The following is a 19,014-nucleotide window of genomic DNA, read 5'->3' on the forward strand; positions in this document are numbered from 1 at the left end:
TTGGCACCTACGCTCTCTCAACTCGGGTGGAAAGATTGCGCCGGTGGTCTGAAGGTATGCCGCGTCAATGGATGTCGTCCGGAATTCGAAGGGTATTGATGGCTTCTCAGCGAGAGCCTTACGATGTTGAAGTGTTCGGCGGGCAGAAATGCCGATTGTACCCTTCAGACAACTGGGCCGAACGTCGAGTCATAACCGGATCGCAATTCTTTGATCTGGATGAGCGTCAATCACTGGCCAACCATATATCGCAGGGCTCTGGTGATTATGTCTTTGTCGACGCTGGTGCGAATGTCGGGCATTACACCCTGTGGGTCAGATCAGTTGCGCAGAAGTTTGGGCGCAACCTAAGGGCTCTGGCTGTTGAGCCGGATCCGGTCAACAAGGCCCGTCTCGGTACCAATCTGGCTGCCAATCAAGCCAGTGAAGTCACTCATTGCGATAAAGCACTGTCTGACAAACCGGGTGAGGTGTGGTTCGAATCTGCGAATCTCGGTGACAGGGGTCGCGCCAAAGTTGCCGAGTCGGGCGATCTGTGCGTTCAGGCGTTTCCGTTGCTGGACGCCATACGCGATGCCGGGCTGACCAGGGTTGATGCGATGAAAATGGATATTGAAGGCCAGGAAATCCGCGTATTGCGCGCTTTTTTTGAAGATGCCCCGCGGGAGATCTGGCCTGAAGTGCTGCTGATAGAAATCAAGCATTCGGACGATGGGCTTGACCAGATCTTGAATAAGGCAGGTTACGTGGCCAGTTTTGCAAACAACACCAACGGCGTGTACAGACTCAATAAAAGCACCGCGTCCGGCGGCACGAAGGAATAACAAATGTCAAAGCGCGACTACTATGAAGTGCTCGGCGTGTCCAAGGGCGCTTCGGCGGACGAGATCAAGAAGGGTTTTCGCAGGAAAGCCAAAGAGCTGCATCCTGACCGCAACAAGGACAACCCGGATGCTGAGGCGCAGTTCAAGGAAGCCAACGAGGCTTATGATGTTCTGCGCGATGCCGAAAAAAAGGCTGCTTATGATCGCTTTGGTCATGCTGCTTTTGAAAACGGCATGGGCGGAGGCGGTCGCCCAGGTGGCGGCTTTGGCGGGCAAGGCGATTTCTCCAGCGCATTCTCGGATGTGTTTGACGACCTGTTCGGTGATTTCATGGGTGGTCAACGGGGTGGCGGCGGGCGTCGCGCCGCGCGCGGCTCGGACCTGCGCTTCAACCTGCGTGTGACGCTGGAAGAGGCATTCTCTGGCCTGCAAAAAACCATAAATGTGCCAACGGCTGTGGCGTGTTCATCTTGCGACGGCACCGGGGCCGAAGGTGGCGTTGAGCCCACTTCCTGCCCCACCTGTTCAGGCATGGGGAAAGTACGGGCACAACAGGGCTTCTTTACGGTGGAACGAACCTGCCCGACCTGTTCGGGACTGGGTCAGATCATCAAGAACCCTTGTAAATCCTGTCAGGGGGCTGGCCGGGTCGAAAAAGACCGTGCTTTGTCGGTGAACATCCCTGCTGGTGTCGAAACCGGAACGCGCATTCGCCTGGCGGGCGAAGGTGAGGCCGGACTGCGTGGTGGTCCTCCGGGCGATCTGTACATTTTCGTGGAAGTATCCGAGCACAAACTGTTCGAACGTGACAGCGTCAATCTCTATTGCCGCGTGCCGGTCAGCATGGCAAAGGCGGCGTTGGGCGGATCGATCGAGGTTCCGACCATCGATGGCGGCCGCGGCCGCGTTCAGATTCCAGCCGGAAGCCAGTCGGGTCGGCAAATGCGCCTGCGCGGAAAAGGCATGCCAGCGCTGCGCGGCGGTGGCGTCGGCGACATGTTCATTGAACTGGCCGTGGAAACCCCGGTCAACCTGACCAGCCGCCAGAAAGAGCTGCTGCGCGAGTTTGATGATCTGGGCGAAGACAACCATCCGGAATCAAAAAGCTTTTTCTCATCCGTCAAATCCTTCTGGGACGGAATGAAAGGCTGAGATCGTGCACTGATGGGGGCTCTTCCCCCGCAGCCTTAGGTCGATTCCCCCGGGATATTGATGGCCAGATGAAGCAAGGGACTCGTTCTTCATCTGGCTAAAAATATCCCGGAGCGCGAGGCAGAGCCGCGCTGGACACTATTATTCGCATAGTGTTTTGGCCTTAGCAGAAAGCTGAAAGTGGCAATACGTCTTGGAAATTGAGTCTTGATTCTGATCCTCGACCCTGAGATTGTCCGCCTCAACCGTTGGGGTGCCCTGTAACAGGGCTGAGAGGCGCAATCGCGTTAACCCATCGAACCTGATCCGGGCAATTCCGGCGTAGGGAACGGTCTCTTGAACACAGACGTTTTCCTTACTCCGTTGCCCAAAGAAGATGGAGCAACGACATGGCGGCAATTGCCCTGACCATAGCAGGATCTGATAGCGGCGGTGGCGCGGGCATTCAGGCCGACCTAAAGGCTATGTCAGCGCTGGGTGTTTTTGGGGCGAGTGTCATCACCGCCGTGACCGCGCAGAACACGCAAGCTGTCACCGCGGTGCATGGGATTCCACTGGATGTCATTGCTGCCCAAATTGAGACGGTTCTGAGTGATCTGGACGTCAAGGCCGTCAAAATCGGCATGCTCGCGACACCTGAGATCATTCATACTGTCGCCAGGGGTTTAGCGGTGTTTGAAGGTCCTGTCGTTCTTGATCCGGTTATGATCGCCAAATCCGGCGATGCCCTGCTGGCAAAGGAGGCGGTCCGGACGCTACGCGATGTGTTGTTGCCAATGGCGACGGTTCTCACGCCAAATCTGCCTGAGGCGGCGTGTCTGCTGAACACGCAATCGGCGGAAACCCCGGAAGAGATGGCCGAACAGGGCCAGGCATTGTGCGCCTTGGGCGCGGATGCAGTAGTTATGAAAGGCGGACACGGGTCGGGTGATATCTGCCACGATATGCTGATTGATCCTTCGGGTACCGTGGCCGAGTTTCAGGCCCCGCGTCAGGATACGAAAAACACCCATGGGACAGGGTGTACTTTGTCGTCGTCCATCACTGCCGGTTTGGCTAATGGGTTGGCCCTGAGGGGCGCAGTTGCGCAGGCGCATGACTATCTGCAAGGGGCCATCGCGCGCGCGGATGAGTTGAATGTCGGCGCTGGGCACGGCCCGGTGCATCATTTCCACCGGGTTTGGCCCTCGTGACGCTTTGGTCTGTCATAGGAGCAGGGGTTGCCGGTCTTGCCGTTGCCAGCGAACTGGCGTCGCGCGGTGCGAAAGTGCAGATATTCGACCCCGGCGGGCCACCGGGCCCGCATGGCTGTTCGTGGTGGGCCGGGGGAATGCTGGCACCGTGGTGCGAATATGAAAACGCGGAAGAACCGGTGCTGCGCCTGGGGCAGTCTGCGATCGAATGGTGGGCCCAACGCACCAAGGTGGCTCAGCGGGGAACGGTTGTTGTCGCGAGCGCCCGTGATGTGCCGGACCTGCACCGCTTCGCGCGTCGAACAAAAGAGTTCACAATGGTCAAACGGGCAAAAATATCCGAATTAGAGCCTGATCTGGCGGGGTTTGGCCAGGGCCTGTTCTTCGAACACGAAGCCCATGTCGATCCGCGCCAGGCGCTGCGCGATCTGCATCGTCAATTGCTAAGCCAGGGCGTGGAGTTCCACCGGAAACTGGCACCTGCCCAGCTGGAAAATGCCATTGACTGCCGTGGTCTTCACGCGCGCGAATACCTGCATGATCTGCGCGGCGTGAAGGGCGAGATGTTGGTTATTCGATGCCCTGACGTGGAACTGACACGCCCGGTTCGATTGCTGCACCCGCGGATGCCGCTCTATATCGTTCCGCGCGGCGACGGCGTCTATATGTTGGGTGCGACCATGATCGAATCCGAGGATAGCGGTCGCATCACCGCCCGTTCGATGCTGGAACTGCTCAGCGCAGCCTATGCCGTGAACCCGGCTTTTGGCGAAGCTGAAGTTTTGGAGATAGGCGTCGATCTGCGCCCCGCCTTCCCTGACAACTTGCCGCGTATCCGACGTTTGGGCCGGACGATCTATGCCAACGGGCTCTATCGCCACGGGTATCTGCTGGCACCGGCACTGGCGCGGGGCGTTGCGGATCTGGCGCTGGACAACACACATTCGGAGATGGTCGATGAAGATCGTGCTTAACGGCGAGGCGCGCGAGGTGCACGCCGAAACCCTGTCGGAATTGTTGGAAGAATGTGGTTTCTCGGGTCGTGTGGCGACCGCCGTGAACGAAGATTTCGTGCCCTCAAGCCTGCGCATCGCTCACAAATTGGCTGAAGGCGACCGGGTTGAAGTTGTCGCTCCGATGCAGGGGGGCTGAAGATGAAGACGTTTTACGGCACTGAACTGCCCAACCCGCTGATGCTGGGCACGGCGCAATATCCAAGCCCGGCCATTCTGGAAAACGCCTTCCGCGAAAGCGGCGCAGGCGTTGCGACGGTTTCCCTTCGGCGCGAAGCGGGTGCGGGCCAGACCTTTTGGAACATGATCCGCGACTTGGGTGTACGCATCCTGCCCAACACCGCCGGTTGCCATACGGTGAAAGAGGCCGTGACGACTGCCCATATGGCCCGCGAAGTGTTTGAGACCCGATGGGTCAAGCTGGAACTCATCGGACACACGGACAGCCTGCAACCAGACGTTTTCCAACTGGTCGAAGCCGCGCGCATTCTGACCGAGGACGGGTTTCAGGTTTTTCCATACACCACCGATGACCTGATCGTGGGGGAACGCCTGCTTGAAGCGGGGTGCGAGGTGCTGATGCCCTGGGGTGCGCCTATCGGGTCCGGGCGTGGTTTGAACAACGAATATGCCCTACGCGCGATGCGGGCCGAGTTTTCTGACATACCCCTGGTCGTGGATGCCGGTATCGGCTTGCCCAGCCACGCGGCCCACGCGATGGAACTGGGCTATGACGCGGTTCTGCTCAACACCGCTGTGGCCCGCGCCGGAGATCCTGTTGTGATGGCCAGAGCAATGGCGCAGGCAACCCTTGCCGGGCAGTTGGCCCATCAGGCAGACCCGATCGAGGCGCGCGATATGGCTGAACCTTCCACTCCCGTTGTTGGAAAGGCATTCCTGTCATGACGCTGGACCGTTTCTATCCAATCTTTGATCACTCGGACTGGCTGCGGCGGATGCTGCCGCTGGGCGTGAAACTGGTGCAGCTGCGCGTCAAGGATCAGCCAGACGAAGTGGTGCGCGACCAGATCGCAGTCTCCCGCGATCTGTGCCGCGACTATGGGGCGGTTCTGGTTATCAATGACTATTGGCAGCACGCGATCGATCTGGGTTGCGACTGGATTCATCTGGGACAGGAAGATCTGGACGATGCAGACCTGAAAGCCATTCGAAAAGCGGGTCTGAAACTGGGTGTTTCCACCCATGACGATGATGAGCTTGAGCGTGTACTGGCCATGGATCCCGACTACGTGGCCCTGGGTCCAGTCTACCCCACCATTCTGAAAAAGATGAAATGGCATCAGCAGGGCCTGCCCCGCGTAACGGAATGGAAGGTGCGGGTCGGTGGTATTCCTTTGGTTGGTATTGGTGGGATGAGTGTTCAGCGCGCGGCAGGTGTGCTGGAGGCCGGGGCGGACATTGTCTCGGCGGTCACGGACATCACACTGAATGCCGACCCCGAAGCCCGGCTGCGCGCGTGGATTGAGGTCACACGATGAGCCGATATGCCCGCCAGACGCTTCTGCCCGAAGTTGGGGCGCAAGGGCAGGCACGACTGTCAGCGGCCCGTGTTCTGGTCGTCGGTGCGGGCGGTCTTGCTGCACCGGTTCTGCCGCTTTTGGCGGGGGCCGGGGTCGGACAAGTAACGATACTGGATGGTGACACCGTCGATCTGTCGAACCTGCACCGTCAAACGTTTTTCTCCGAGGCCGATTGCGGGCAATCCAAGGCGGAAACCGCCGCCGCCCGTTGTCGCGCGCTGAATGGTGAAACTGATGTCACCGGTTTGAATCAGGTTCTGACTGGCGAGAACGCGCCTGAAATGGTCTCGCGAGCTGATATCATTCTGGATTGCGCTGACAGCTACGCGGCCAGCTACATCCTGTCGGATACTTGTCTGGCGCAAGGCAAGCCTTTGATCAGTGCCTCGGTTCTGGGGCTTTCGGGATATGTGGGTGGGTTCTGCGGTGGGGGCCCATCCCTGCGCGCTGTCTTTCCCGATGCGCCGGACAGTGGCGCCAGCTGCGCCACTGCGGGGGTTCTGGGCCCCGTGGTTGGCGTGATCGGGGCGATGCAAGCGCAGATGGCGCTTAACGTGATCCTTGGGCTTGATCCCTCGCCCCTTGGGCAGTTGGTTCAATATGACGCAAGAACCCTGCGTAGCACCGGGTTTCGCTTTGATGATGCACCCGAGCCCGACAGCTGCTTTCGCTTTCTGTCCACAAGCCAGCTGAAGGACACGGATCAAATAATCGAGCTACGCAGTTCGCAGGAAGAGCCCGCACCCGCCCATTCGAACGCGACGCGCATATCACCGGATAACTTACACGAAATAGACCCTAACAAAGGAAAACGGCTGGTGATTTGCTGTGCCACCGGTCTGCGTGCATGGCGCGCCGCCGAACAGATTCAACCAGATTGGCCGGGCGAGATTGTCCTCGTCGCGGCTTCAACCTCGTGAAGAAAAAGGAAACGCGAGACATGAAAAAGCTGATGACAGCCATCGCCCTTCTGGCCGCCGCGCCAGCATGGGCCGAAGACCAGATGACCGTCCTGCTGGACTGGTTCATCAACCCTGACCATGGTCCCATCATCGTGGCGCAGGAAAACGGCTATTTTGCCGAACAGGGGCTTGAGGTCGAGATCGTTCCGCCCGCCGATCCGTCCGCCCCGCCACGCTTGGTGGCTGCCGGTCAGGCTGATCTGGCAGTGTCTTACCAACCGCAATTGCACCTGCAGATTCACGAGGGCTTGCCCTTGAAGCGCGTTGGAACATTGGTCGCAACACCACTGAACTGTCTTCTGGTGCTGGAAGACGGGCCAATCAAGTCGCCGGCCGACCTCAAGGGTAAAAAAATCGGGTTCTCGGTTGCAGGGGTGGAAGAAGCCATCCTTGGTACCGTTCTGGGCAAATATGGTGTTGCTCTGGACGATGTTGAACTGATCAACGTCAACTTTTCCCTCTCGCCGTCGCTGATGACCGGCCAGGTGGATGCGGTCATTGGCGCATATCGCAACTTCGAGCTGAACCAGATGGATATCGAAGGTCGTCCCGGCACCTGCTTCTACATCGAGGAAGAGGGCGTTCCGTCTTATGACGAACTGATCTATGTCGCCAACCCGGATACGATGGACAAGGACAAGATTGCCAGGTTCCTCGCCGCGACAGAAAAAGCGACTCAATATATCGTCAACAATCCGGAGAAAAGCTGGGAGATCTTTGCGGCCACCTCGCCCGAACTTCAGGACGATCTGAATGCCCGCGCCTGGGTTGATACACTGCCGCGCTTTGCACTGCGTCCGGCAGGTTTTGATGCCGGTCGTTATGCTCGGTTCGAAACCTTCCTGAACGAAAGCGGGATGATCGACAGCGTCCTTCCGGTCAGTGACATCACCATCGACGTGACCGCGCAATGAGCAACTATGGCAAAGCCTTTGCGCTGATGCGTGATGCTGCGGCGGGGCCGTGGCGGGATTATACCCGCCACGCCTTCGTGGAGGGCATGAAAGATGGAACGCTGCCGCGCGAGGCGTTTCTGCACTACCTGCGGCAGGATTATGTGTTCCTTATCCACTTCAGCCGCGCGTGGGCCTTGGCGGTGGTGAAATCGGAAACGCATGAAGAAATGCTTGCCGCATCGCGAACCGCGAACGGTTTGATCAGCGAAGAGATGAAACTGCATATCGGTATCTGCGCGGCAGAAGGCATCTCGCAGGCTGAGCTGTTTGCCACACCGGAGCGTCACGAGAATCTGGCCTATACCCGTTTTGTCCTGGAAGCAGGCTACAGCGGAGACCTTCTGGATCTGCTAGCGGCGCTTGTTCCTTGCGTCATGGGATATGGTGAGATCGGTACGCGTCTGTCCGCTGAAGAAACTTCGGGGACATATCGCGGCTGGATCGACACTTATGCTGGCGAAGACTACCAAGACGCATGTGCGGCGGTCGGCGAGTTGCTGGATCAGGCTCTAACAAGACGCATTGGGGCAGATTTTCAGGATTCGCCACGCTGGGATCGACTGTGCCAGACCTTCCGCAAGGCGACAGAGCTTGAGGTTGACTTCTGGCAGATGGGTTTGACTCCATGACCCCTGCGCCCGATCTGACCATCAGCGGTACCGCCACGATCGACGGCGCGACCCTGTTTGCGCCGCTGTCCCTGACCCTTGGGGCCGGGGCGTGGACGTGCCTGCTGGGCGGTTCGGGCGTGGGAAAAACCACAATTCTGCGGTTGATTGCCGGGCTCGAGACCGGGGCGGTTTTTGCTGGTCGAATCACGGCCAGTGATGGCTTTCCGGTATCTGGGCGTGTCTCATACATGGCTCAGGATGATCTTCTGTTGCCCTGGGCAACCGTCGCGCAGAATGTCTCTCTGGGCGCGCGTTTGCGTGGTGAAACCGTTGATCTTGATCGACGCGACCGCCTTATCGAACGTATGCGGCTGCAGGATCACATGAACAAGAAGCCCAACGCGTTGTCCGGTGGGCAACGCCAGCGTGTCGCTTTGGCCCGGACCTTGATGGAAGACCGCCCCGTTGTTTTGCTGGACGAGCCCTTTTCGGCGCTCGATGCCCGCACCCGCGCTGACATGCAGGAACTGGCCGCCGAAGCTTTGAACGGCCGCACCGTCCTTCTTGTGACACATGATCCGGCGGAAGCTGCGCGTTTGGGGCAATCCATCGTAGTGATGACTGAACACGGATTGACGCCCTGCGATCCGCCGCACGCCCCGGCCCCGCGCAGCGTGGACGACTTGGAGACATTGGAAACCCAAGGTGCCTTGCTGCGTCTTCTCCGTGAGAGCGCGGCATGAAGTATTTTTCTGCATTGGCCGCAACTTTGTTTGCTTTGTTGATCTGGCAGGGCATCGTGACCCTGACCGGATTGCCAAAATTCATCCTGCCTGGGCCTGCAGTGGTGGCCGAGACCTGGTGGCAGAACCGCTGGGTGATAGCGGAACATACCTGGATCACGGCGATCGAAGTGGTTATCGGTATGGCGTGCGGGACGCTGCTGGGTGTCGTCACCGCGTTGCAGTTGGCAAACTCTCGGGCGGCGCGGGTGCTGGTACAGCCGATGCTCGTGTTTACGCAGGCTCTGCCGGTTTTCGCATTGGCGCCGTTGCTGACACTGTGGCTGGGCTACGGGCTCTGGTCCAAGGTCGCCATGGCAGTGCTGATCATCTATTTCCCGATCACCTCGTCTTTCTTCGACGGGCTTATGCGCACCCCTTCGGGGTATCTGGATCTGGCCCGAACGATGCAGGCCAGCAAGCGCGCCGTATTGTGGCATATCCGTATTCCGGCTGCTCTGCCGTCGCTGGCGTCGGGGATGCGGCTGGCGGCGGTGTATGCTCCGATTGGGGCAGTGATCGGTGAATGGGTCGGCTCGTCGCAGGGGCTGGGCTATCTGATGCTGCTGGCCAATGGGCGGGCCAAGACCGATCTCATGTTTGCCGCGATGCTGACGCTGGGTGTGTTCTCGATCCTTCTGCACATGATTGTCCGCCGGGCCACGGCACGCATGGCAGGTGAGATGCGTTAACCAATCAGAAACCGATTCTGGGTCAGGGTGAGGTTATGACACAGGACGCCTTTGCCGAAGCCCCGATGCTGTTTGATACGGACGAAGCGCCGGCGCAGCCGCTGCCCTCTGGTCGTTTGCCCTCCTACATTAAAGACCACCGCAAGCGACTGCGTGAACGGTTCATGGCGGGTGGGTCGGCCGCAATGCCGGATTATGAGCTGCTGGAGCTGGTCCTGTTCCGGTCCATTCCCCGGCAGGATGTGAAGCCACTGGCACGGGCGTTGATGGATACCTTTGGTGATTTCAATCGTGTCCTGACCGCGCCCGAGGAACGGTTGCGTCAGATCAAGGGCGTTGGGGATACTATAGTCACAGACCTGAAGATCCTTGAGGCCTGTGCCCACCGGATGGCCCGCGCCCGAGTGATGCAGCGGCATGTGATCTCGGGCTGGGACGCGCTGCTGGATTACTGTCACACCACGATGGCGCATCGTGAGATCGAACAGTTCCGCGTGTTCTATCTGGATCGCAAGAACGTAATGATCGCGGATGAGGAACAGGCCAAGGGCACTGTGGATCATGTGCCGGTGTACCCGCGCGAGGTCGCGAAAAGGGCGCTCGAGCTGAATGCCTCGGCCCTGATTCTGGTGCACAACCACCCGTCGGGTGATCCGACGCCCTCGCAATCGGATATCGACATGACCAACCGTATTCAGGATGCCTGTTCGGCGTTGGGCCTGACCCTGCACGACCACCTGATCATAGGAAAATCGACCGAGTTGAGCTTTCGTGCGGAAGGGTATCTGTAACGTCTACTGCACCCAGATCTCGACCCGGCGGTTGACCTTGCGCCCCCATTCGGTGTCGTCACAGGCCATCGGCATTGCTTCGCCAAATCCTTCGGCGGATACCTCGATACTGTCTGATATTGATGTCTCAGCTGCGGCCAGAACCGCGTTTCGCACGGTTTGTGCACGCCGCAGGGCAATGCGGGCGTTGGCGGCGGCCCCGCCATCCCCGTCGCTGAAGCCAGCAAACACCAGCTTGCGTGCCTTCAGTGTTCCGGCATCAAGCATATGCGCCAACTGCTGAATGTTGGAGCGTGACTGTGCGTCCGGGCGGGACGACCCCGGCTCGAACCGGACCGATAGGGACAGGCGCGACAGGGGACGCAGTGTTTTGATCATGCGCTGAAGCTCGTCCAGCCCAACCTCTGGCCCTCCGGTGGCGATGGCGTTGGCCAGCCGGCCGCCTTGTACGTCAATCGGCAAGATTTCGGGCGATTGATCCACGTAACCTGCGTCACGAATGGCCATCTGGGCACCGGGGCTTAGGCTATAGGCCAGAAACTGTCGCGCGATCCGCGGCAGGCGGCGTTCGGGCAGATATAGGAACATCGGCAGATTCAGCGGATAATCCTCGGTCTTGATCGATTGACGGGTTGCTGCCAGCGGATGCCCACAACCTCCGGTCAGCGGCAGGGCTCGGACGTTGTCGGCTGTCGCCTTGCTGGCGATTCCGATGGAAAACGGATCTTTGGCCACAGCCCTGATCAGATCGTGTGCGCGCGCATGGCGGATCGCACTTTCAGACATTTCCACACCGGCCGTTTTCAGGACCTGATCCTCGACGGCCTGCGCCAGCCCTGATCCCGGATCCGGCACATGCAAGGCGATCGGTGCATCCGGCCCGCCCAGGTCCACCCAGTTCTTCACTTCACCTGACAGAATGCGCGCCAAATCGGCCAGCGAAATCTGACGCATCACACTATCGGGTGCCACCACCGGAACCATGGCGTCCAATGCAACAACCCTGGATCGTCGGGCCCGTTTCAGATCACCCAGCCCTGCGGATTCTGCTGCATCCCGTTCCACCTCGCGTACTTCGCGCAGGGCCATCACGATATCTGTCTGATCCTCGATCAGCTTGGCAAACCCGCGATCCGTGGTCCCGACGTCAAAGTAGAACCGCGCCAGCGGGGCCTGACGGCCTGCCTGAAAAAGCTCATAGACGAAGGTGTCCGAATCCACGCGGGCAGGCGTTGCGGTCAGGTCTTCCTGCCGCGCAAACCCGATGATCAGCGCGGGCAAGACCGTTTCGGCCATTACCGATGATCCGGAAAACCGCAACTCGGCTACGAAATCCGTCAGGCTGGGGCACGCAGGTCCGTCGCATGTGACGCCCGAACCATCAACGGTCAACTCACCGAACTGCGTGTCAACGCGGTAGAATTCGCCGTCAAAGCCCAGCAGGTTGCCTGTTACTTCGACCTTGCCGTCATGAGACGTCAGCGTGATGTCCTGCGCCACGGCACAGGTCGCACTTGCAACGAAAAACAGCGCGGTCACCGCCGCACGAAAGAAAGTCATAAGAGAGCCGAGCCTGCCTGCGGATTACTTTGCCGCAATTGTCAGGTCTGAGAGCAGATTATTCAACACCAGAAACTCACCGGCTTGTGAACAATCAGGCAGGGTCAGCGACATGTCGCGCGACCGCAGGCGGCGGTCCGAAAGAAGTTCCAGCGCCTGCACATTCAACGTGTGCCCGCAATTGGCTTCGGTCACTTCAGCTTCGACTGTCAGGTCGATGGTGCCGGACCGATCCGTTGTGCCTGCCGGAAAGGAATACACTTGAACATTCTTAGTATCACCCAGACCCGCCTGGCCCAGGCGCAGAACTTCTCCTGCGCCTTTTGCCGATGCATCATCCCATACATGGCCGCTGCTGCCATAGCTTGCCCCAAATTCCAGCGCGTGAATCTGCAACTCAGTATCACCCTGCCATTGTAGGGCGACGCGGTCATATTCGGCAATATCGGTAACGTGAGTGGTGGCGACAGTGCCCGCTTCATTTTCAAATGAAATCAGAAAAATCGCATATTCCGAAAGTGCCGGGATCGTCATGTCCAGAGCACCGGATTCGTTGGTTTTCTGGCTGACCGTCAGGCCGCTATGGTGGACTTCAACCCGCTCGTTCTTGTGGCACGGCGCTTTGAGGGACAGGCGCGCCATCGCGCCGGGAACTGCAACAGCGCGTGCACTTATACTGCAATCAGAAGGCCTGGAAGGCGCCGGAACTGCACGGGATACAGGCGTGGCGTTGCCCGGAATCGCGTCAGAGACAGTAGCCGAAGTCTGTACGATACCATCCAGCCCCGACAGAACCGAAGACTGCTCGGATGCCGACGCGACGTCGACCCCTTGCTGCGCACCGGCAGGCTGCGCAGGTGATCCGTTTTGCATCAGGTAGCCAATGCCCAATGCACAAGCGACCGTTCCGCACATGGTTACGTAGTTTCGAACTACAAACAAGACACCCTCCCCAGTTGAAGGAGCAAATCGCACTTTCGCCACGAATCGCGGCCAATTTGTGGCCGCGAGACGAACACATTGTGGATTTGACGGGTGACGTTAGGTCAGGCGGCCATGGCAGTGTTTGAACTTCTTGCCTGACCCGCAGGGACATGGGTCATTGCGGGATGGGTTGCCCCAGGTTGAGGGATCGTTTTCGTCGAAGCCCGGCAGCGCGTCACCGGAAGCCGCAGCTTCGGCTTTTGCTTCGGCCTGATTCGTGGCTTTGTCCACAGCCTGCTGCGCCTGAGCCTGCTGTCCGGCCATCTGTGCCAGCATTTCTTTCTGTTCTTCCTCGGTCAGCGGGCGCACGCGCGACAATTGCTGAGTCACGGTTTCGCGTAGGGAATCCAGCATGCTTTCGAACAGTTGGAAGCTTTCGTTCTTGTATTCGTTCAGCGGATCGCGCTGGGCGTACCCGCGGAAGCCGACGACCGAACGCAGGTGTTCCAGTGTCAGCAGGTGCTCGCGCCACTTGCTGTCAATAGTCTGCAGCAGAACCTGCTTCTCGATGTTGCGCATATTTTCAGGGCCAAAGGCGACGGCCTTCTGGGCCATCATCTCATCGGCGGCCTTGATCAGACGCTCGCGCACTTGCTCGTCATCCACGCCTTCCTCGGCCGCCCAGTCCTGAACCGGGGCGTCGATGGACAGCTTGTCCTTGATCGCCTCGTGCAGACCCTCCGTATCCCACTGATCGGCATAGGATTTCGGCGGCATGTATTCGTCAATCAGGTCGTCGATCACCTGTTCTCGCATATCCGAGACGATCTCGGACAGGTCGTTCGCCGACATGATTTCGCGGCGCTGGCTGAAGATCACCTTCCGCTGGTCGTTCATCACGTCGTCAAACTTGAGAACGTTCTTGCGCATATCAAAGTTGCGGCCTTCGACCTTGGATTGTGCGCGTTCCAGCGACTTGTTCACCCAAGGGTGGACGATCGCCTCGCCTTCTTTCATGCCTAGCGTGGTCAGGACCTTGTCCAGCCGTTCCGAGCCAAAGATGCGCATCAGGTCATCCTCGAGGCTCAGGTAGAATACCGTGCGACCCGGGTCGCCCTGACGGCCCGAACGACCCCGAAGCTGGTTGTCGATGCGGCGGCTTTCGTGGCGTTCAGACGCAATGACGTAAAGGCCACCAGCAGCCAGCACCTTTTCTTTTTCCTCGGCGTGGCGTGCTTCTTCTGTGGCCCGCAGCTCGGACGGGTCAGCGTCAGGATTTTCGGCAAGCGCTTTCAGCACCTTCATCTCGACATTGCCGCCAAGCTGAATGTCGGTGCCGCGACCGGCCATGTTGGTGGCGATGGTTACCGCACCCAGACGACCGGCATCAGCGACGATCTCAGCCTCTTGTTCATGCTGACGGGCGTTCAGAACGTTGTGCTCGATTCCTTCCTTCGCCAACATCTGGCTCAGCAGTTCGGATTTTTCGATCGACGTGGTCCCCAGCAGAACAGGCTGGCCCTTTTCCTGTGCCTTTTTCGTCTGGGCGATCATCGCATTGTATTTTTCGGCGGCTGTACGATAGACCTGATCATCTTCGTCGATACGGGCAATCGGCAGGTTGGTCGGAACTTCGACCACGCCCAGACCGTAAATCTCGGCAAATTCTTCGGCTTCGGTCAGCGCGGTGCCGGTCATGCCGCTCAGTTTGTCGTACAGGCGGAAATAGTTCTGGAATGTCACGCTGGCCAATGTGACATTTTCCGGCTGGATCTGAACCTTTTCCTTGGCTTCGATCGCCTGATGCAGACCTTCGGACAGGCGACGACCCGGCATCATGCGGCCGGTGAATTCATCGATCAGAACAACATTGCCGTCGCGCACAATGTAATCCTTGTCGCGCTGGAACAGCTTGTGTGCTCGCAGCGCCTGATTGACGTGATGCACGACGGTGGTGCTTTCCGGGTCATACAGGGAATGGCCTTCGGGAATCAGGCCTGCCTGAAGCAGTTGGCCCTCGAGAAACTCGTTGCCTTCATCGGTGAAGGTCACATTGCGCGATTTTTCGTCCAGGGTGTAGTGATCTTCGCTCAGCGTCGGGATCAAGGCATCAATGGCGGTGTACAGGTCCGAACGGTCCTGCGCAGGACCCGAGATGATCAGCGGCGTCCGCGCTTCATCGATCAGGATCGAGTCGACCTCGTCCACAATCGCAAAGTTGTGATGCTTCTGGTAAACCTGCTCCAGATCCGCCTTCATGTTGTCGCGCAGATAGTCGAAGCCCAGCTCATTGTTGGTGGCATACGTGATGTCACAGGAATACGCGGCCAGTTTTTCCGCGTCGGACTGGCCCGACCAGATCACGCCGGTGGTCATGCCCACGGCAGCAAAAACCTTGCCCATCCATTCCGCGTCACGCTTGGCCAGGTACTCGTTCACCGTGACGACGTGCACGCCCTTGCCGGTCAGCGCATTCAGATAAGCCGGGAAGGTGGCGACCAGAGTCTTGCCCTCGCCCGTCTTCATTTCCGAGATGTTGCCCTGATGCAGGAAAATGCCGCCCATCAGCTGCACATCAAAGGCCCGCAGTCCAAGCGCGCGTTTGGCGCCCTCGCGCACGTTGGCAAAAGCCTCGGGCAGCAGGTCATCCAGGCTTTCACCATCCAGTGCGCGCTTACGCAGTTCTTCAGTCTTGTCGATCAGGTCCTGATCCGACAGCTTTTCAAACTCTGGTTCCAGTGTGTTGATCTTTTCGACCAGCGGGCGGGTCGCCTTGATCTTGCGGTCGTTCGGTGTTCCGAACACCTTTTTGGCGAGCGTTCCGAGTCCCAGCATGTTCACTCCAGCGGATCTGTTCTTTTCGTGGTTGCGACAGGCTTGCCCACCTTGCGCGCAACCCATAGATACGGGGGGTGAAAGGCGGCCCTGTCCAAGGCTACGAAGCGATGTAAGCGGCAGGTTCCAGAGTGTCAACGCTGCGCCCTGTCGCGGCAAGAAAATAGGATGATTCAATGCCCAAAGGCCTCACTTTTCTGCCATCGCTGGCCCTCGCTGCCGTGATGGCCCTGCCTCTGGCCGCCGAAACCAAGCCGGATGCGTCAACCATAGTTGCTCGGGTAAACGGGGATGAGATCACACTGGGTCACGTGATCGCCACCGTCGCGTCTCTACCGGCGCAATACCAGCAAGCGGAAGATGATGTTCTGTTCGATTTCGTTCTGGAACAGCTGATCCAGCAGCAATTGCTGGGACAGCAACAGGAAGGTTTGAACAAGCAGAACGCGCTGACACTCGACAATGAAAAGCGGTCGCTTCAGGCGGTTCAGACAGTCGCAGCCCTGACCAACGATGTTGTTACGGACGAAGCCATTCAGGCCGCTTATGACGCGCGCTTCAATGAATTTGCGGGTGAAGACGAATTCGACGCCAGCCATATTCTGGTTGAAACGGAAGAAGAAGCCAAAGCGCTCAAGCCACAGCTTGATGATGGTGCCGATTTTGCGGAACTCGCGCGCGAGAACTCGACCGGTCCGTCCGGCCCGAATGGTGGTGCGCTGGGATGGTTCGGAAAAGGCCAGATGGTACCCGAATTCGAGGAAGCAGTGATCGCGCTTGAAAAAGGACAGGTGTCGGAACCGGTGCAAACTCAATTTGGCTGGCATCTGGTCAAGCTGAACGACAAGCGCAAAACCGAGGCACCCGAACTGGACGCGGTGCGCGATGAGTTGGCTCAGTCAATACAACAGGATGCCATTCAGGCGCGGATCGACGAGTTGACGCAGCAGGCACAGATCGAACGCCCCGTGCTCGAAGGCGCGGGCCCCGAGATCATGCGTCAACTGGACCTGATTCAGGAGTAAAGACACGTGGCCACGATCACCAAGGTTTCGCCGCTGGCGCCTGCGTCTTTCCCTGATCTGCCCGCGATTGACGGTGTGCGCTTTGCCACCGTCGAGGCGGGTGTGCGCTATCAGGGCCGTACCGACGTCATGCTGGCAGTTCTGGATCCGGGCACATCAGTGGCCGGGGTCTTCACCCGTTCCGCCACCCGTGCCGCACCGGTGCTGGATTGTCAGGAGAAAATCGGTGGATCCAGCGAAGGTCCGGCAGCGATCCTGGTGAACTCTGGCAACGCCAATGCCTTTACCGGCCACTACGGTCAAACTTCGGTCGCTGAAGTGACGCAGGCCGTTTCGAAATCAACCGGCGTACCGGTTGAGCGGGTCTTTACCTCGTCCACCGGTGTCATCGGCGAACCGCTGCCACATGATCGCATCGTGGCTCAACTTGAGGCGCTGAAATCAGGCCTCAGCCGCCATGCTGTCGAAGATGCCGCACGCGCGATCATGACAACGGATACGTTCCCTAAAGGGGCGAGTACACAGGTTGCGATCGGAGGAAAAACAGTCTCTATTGCAGGGATTGCGAAGGGTTCCGGCATGATCGCTCCGGATATGGCGACGATGCTGGTCTATATCTTCACCGACGCACAGGTCGAACAATCCGCGTTGCAGGAAATGCTGAGCGCACAGACAGATCGCACCTTCAACTGCATCACTGTGGACAGCGACACCTCGACTTCAGACAGCCTGTTGCTGTGTGCGACCGGATCTTCGGGCGTTGATGCCACCGGCAATTCCGCCTTCGCGGAGGCATTGGAAACGGTGATGCTGGACCTAGCGCAACAAGTGGTGCGCGACGGGGAAGGCGCCACCAAATTCGTGGAAATCCGTGTGATCGGCGCCGCATCGGATTCGGATGCCAAAGTACATGGTCTGGCCATCGCCAACTCTCCGCTGGTCAAAACGGCCATTGCCGGGGAAGACCCGAATTGGGGCCGCATTGTCATGGCCATTGGCAAATCCGGTGCCGCCGCCGACCGCGACCTGCTAAGTATTTCCTTCGGTGATATTCTGGTTGCCGAAAAGGGCTGGGTCAGTCCGGACTACCGCGAGGATGAAGCCGCCGCCTATATGAAAGGTCAGGATCTGGTGATCGCGGTTGATCTGGGACTGGGCGTAGGCAAGTCCACCGTTTGGACCTGTGACCTGACCCACGGCTATATTGAGATCAACGCGGATTATCGCTCGTGAAAACTGTATTAGTGTCTGCCGTTGCCCTGATCGACATTGAGGGCCGGGTGCTACTGGCCCAACGACCCGAGGGCAAATCTATGGCCGGTCTCTGGGAATTCCCCGGTGGCAAGATCGAACCAGGCGAAACCCCCGAGGCCGCTCTGATCCGCGAATTGCACGAAGAGCTGGGCATCGACACCTGGGCCTCGTGCCTCGCCCCGCTGACTTTTGCCAGCCACAGCTATGACGATTTTCACCTGCTGATGCCGCTGTTTGCTTGTCGCAAGTGGGACGGCATTCCGCAGTCCAAGGAAGGGCAGGCGCTGAAATGGGCGCGTGCAAATGAGTTGCGGAATTACCCTATGCCAGCCGCGGATGTGCCGCTGATCCCGATTTTACGGGATTGGTTGTAAGGATGAGACAAACAAGCAAACGATACAGTACTTAAGTGGAAGAAGTTTGTATCTTAATGATCGTTAGTCGTAGATTTTGGAGCATTTAACTTGTTTGATTCCTAGGTATTACGCTCCTTACGCCATCGGAATCCGTAGTAAAGCGCCTGAATGGGAAAGCCGATAAAGGCACAGGCAATGACTACATGACCCCGACCGCGCGGCCACTGTACAATGCTGTCGTACCAGATTGTGCAGGCGACCATAGCAATTGCCCCGAAAACTATTGAGCGCAATGTCTTCTGCTTACAGGACAGATGCTTCCAACCAAGCTGCATGTTCGAGTTACCTTCTTATCCAAATCTAAATTTTGCAGCGGTGCCCGCAGCCGTTTGGCCTGCACAGACTGACCAGTTACGCAGCTTGTAAAGCTCGAATGGCCACCTCCCCACCCCTGTTACAATTCGTAAGAATTGAGAAAACATCAGGAAAAAGTTGACGCTGATCTTTCCTGCGTCCCTTATCGGGGCGTTGGCGTCCGGGGTT

The 19,014-nt window shown here is 58.5% G+C and carries 19 protein-coding genes and 1 riboswitch; of the genes, 16 read left to right on the top strand and 3 right to left on the bottom strand.

What is annotated here, in order from left to right; genetic code table 11:
- Nucleotides 1-98 precede the first annotated feature (98 nt).
- The 13 genes from D1823_RS14960 to radC all read left to right on the top strand — a co-directional run bounded on the left by D1823_RS14960 (nt 99) and on the right by radC (nt 10,517).
- Nucleotides 99-824, top strand: coding sequence for an FkbM family methyltransferase (locus tag D1823_RS14960; protein ID WP_162896853.1), 726 nt, complete (start codon nt 99-101; stop codon nt 822-824).
- A 3-nt stretch (nt 825-827) separates the two neighbouring features.
- Entirely contained in the window at nt 828-1,976 is a 1,149-nt protein-coding gene (dnaJ, locus tag D1823_RS14965) for a molecular chaperone DnaJ (protein ID WP_117871341.1), read from the top strand.
- 239 nt (nt 1,977-2,215) lie between these two features.
- Nucleotides 2,216-2,321: riboswitch (TPP riboswitch) on the top strand.
- A gap of 44 nt (nt 2,322-2,365) precedes the next feature.
- Nucleotides 2,366-3,169, top strand: a complete 804-nt coding sequence (gene thiD / locus D1823_RS14970) for a bifunctional hydroxymethylpyrimidine kinase/phosphomethylpyrimidine kinase (RefSeq protein ID WP_117871343.1) — start codon at nt 2,366-2,368, stop codon at nt 3,167-3,169.
- Nucleotides 3,166-4,143, top strand: a complete 978-nt coding sequence (locus D1823_RS14975; protein ID WP_117871345.1) for an FAD-dependent oxidoreductase — start codon at nt 3,166-3,168, stop codon at nt 4,141-4,143. Before thiD ends, D1823_RS14975 begins: the two co-directional genes overlap by 4 nt.
- On the top strand, nt 4,127-4,321 hold the full coding sequence (gene thiS / locus D1823_RS14980; protein ID WP_117871347.1) for a sulfur carrier protein ThiS: 195 nt from the start codon (nt 4,127-4,129) through the stop codon (nt 4,319-4,321). The genes D1823_RS14975 and thiS overlap by 17 nt, the downstream gene beginning before the upstream one ends.
- 2 nt (nt 4,322-4,323) lie before the next feature.
- Entirely contained in the window at nt 4,324-5,088 is a 765-nt protein-coding gene (locus D1823_RS14985; protein ID WP_117871349.1) for a thiazole synthase, read from the top strand.
- Nucleotides 5,085-5,681: a thiamine phosphate synthase gene (locus tag D1823_RS14990; RefSeq protein WP_117871351.1), complete on the top strand. Its 597-nt coding sequence runs from the start codon at nt 5,085-5,087 to the stop codon at nt 5,679-5,681. Before D1823_RS14985 ends, D1823_RS14990 begins: the two co-directional genes overlap by 4 nt.
- Nucleotides 5,678-6,643 carry a HesA/MoeB/ThiF family protein gene (locus D1823_RS14995; RefSeq protein ID WP_117871354.1) on the top strand — a complete coding sequence of 322 codons (966 nt, stop codon included), beginning with the start codon at nt 5,678-5,680 and terminating at the stop codon, nt 6,641-6,643. The genes D1823_RS14990 and D1823_RS14995 overlap by 4 nt, the downstream gene beginning before the upstream one ends.
- 20 nt (nt 6,644-6,663) lie before the next feature.
- Nucleotides 6,664-7,599: an ABC transporter substrate-binding protein gene (locus tag D1823_RS15000; RefSeq protein WP_117871356.1), complete on the top strand. Its 936-nt coding sequence runs from the start codon at nt 6,664-6,666 to the stop codon at nt 7,597-7,599.
- Complete coding sequence (gene tenA / locus D1823_RS15005; protein WP_117871358.1) at nt 7,596-8,270, top strand: thiaminase II; 675 nt, start codon at nt 7,596-7,598, stop codon at nt 8,268-8,270. The genes D1823_RS15000 and tenA overlap by 4 nt, the downstream gene beginning before the upstream one ends.
- A complete protein-coding gene (locus D1823_RS15010; RefSeq protein WP_117871360.1) occupies nt 8,267-8,995 on the top strand; it encodes an ABC transporter ATP-binding protein in 729 nt (242 codons plus the stop codon). The genes tenA and D1823_RS15010 overlap by 4 nt, the downstream gene beginning before the upstream one ends.
- On the top strand, nt 8,992-9,726 hold the full coding sequence (locus tag D1823_RS15015; protein ID WP_117871362.1) for an ABC transporter permease: 735 nt from the start codon (nt 8,992-8,994) through the stop codon (nt 9,724-9,726). Before D1823_RS15010 ends, D1823_RS15015 begins: the two co-directional genes overlap by 4 nt.
- 35 nt (nt 9,727-9,761) lie before the next feature.
- The gene (radC, locus tag D1823_RS15020; protein WP_117871364.1) at nt 9,762-10,517 is read left to right on the top strand and encodes a DNA repair protein RadC; all 756 of its coding nucleotides are present in this window, start codon (nt 9,762-9,764) and stop codon (nt 10,515-10,517) included.
- 3 nt (nt 10,518-10,520) lie between these two features.
- On the opposite strand, the gene D1823_RS15025 is transcribed toward radC, so the two are convergent.
- The 3 genes from D1823_RS15025 to secA all read right to left on the bottom strand — a co-directional run bounded on the left by D1823_RS15025 (nt 10,521) and on the right by secA (nt 15,836).
- Complete coding sequence (locus tag D1823_RS15025) at nt 10,521-12,077, bottom strand: phosphate ABC transporter substrate-binding/OmpA family protein (RefSeq protein WP_117871366.1); 1,557 nt, start codon at nt 12,075-12,077, stop codon at nt 10,521-10,523.
- Nucleotides 12,078-12,101: 24 nt separating this feature from the next.
- Nucleotides 12,102-13,019 (bottom strand): hypothetical protein, encoded by a 918-nt coding sequence (locus tag D1823_RS15030; protein ID WP_117871368.1) that lies wholly within the window; start codon nt 13,017-13,019, stop codon nt 12,102-12,104.
- 99 nt (nt 13,020-13,118) lie between these two features.
- The gene (secA, locus tag D1823_RS15035; RefSeq protein WP_117871370.1) at nt 13,119-15,836 is read right to left on the bottom strand and encodes a preprotein translocase subunit SecA; all 2,718 of its coding nucleotides are present in this window, start codon (nt 15,834-15,836) and stop codon (nt 13,119-13,121) included.
- A gap of 176 nt (nt 15,837-16,012) precedes the next feature.
- On the opposite strand from secA, the gene D1823_RS15040 reads away from it, so the two are divergent.
- From D1823_RS15040 to D1823_RS15050, 3 genes are read left to right on the top strand one after another with little or no spacing between them, the layout of a single operon-like run.
- Nucleotides 16,013-16,861, top strand: a complete 849-nt coding sequence (locus D1823_RS15040) for a peptidylprolyl isomerase (protein ID WP_117871372.1) — start codon at nt 16,013-16,015, stop codon at nt 16,859-16,861.
- Between the two features lie 6 nt (nt 16,862-16,867).
- The gene (gene argJ / locus D1823_RS15045; RefSeq protein ID WP_117871374.1) at nt 16,868-18,094 is read left to right on the top strand and encodes a bifunctional glutamate N-acetyltransferase/amino-acid acetyltransferase ArgJ; all 1,227 of its coding nucleotides are present in this window, start codon (nt 16,868-16,870) and stop codon (nt 18,092-18,094) included.
- Nucleotides 18,091-18,489, top strand: coding sequence for a (deoxy)nucleoside triphosphate pyrophosphohydrolase (locus D1823_RS15050; protein WP_117871376.1), 399 nt, complete (start codon nt 18,091-18,093; stop codon nt 18,487-18,489). The genes argJ and D1823_RS15050 overlap by 4 nt, the downstream gene beginning before the upstream one ends.
- Nucleotides 18,490-19,014: the final 525 nt, after the last annotated feature.

Origin of the sequence: Ruegeria sp. AD91A (genome assembly GCF_003443535.1) — a bacterium.
Lineage (GTDB): Bacteria > Pseudomonadota > Alphaproteobacteria > Rhodobacterales > Rhodobacteraceae > Ruegeria.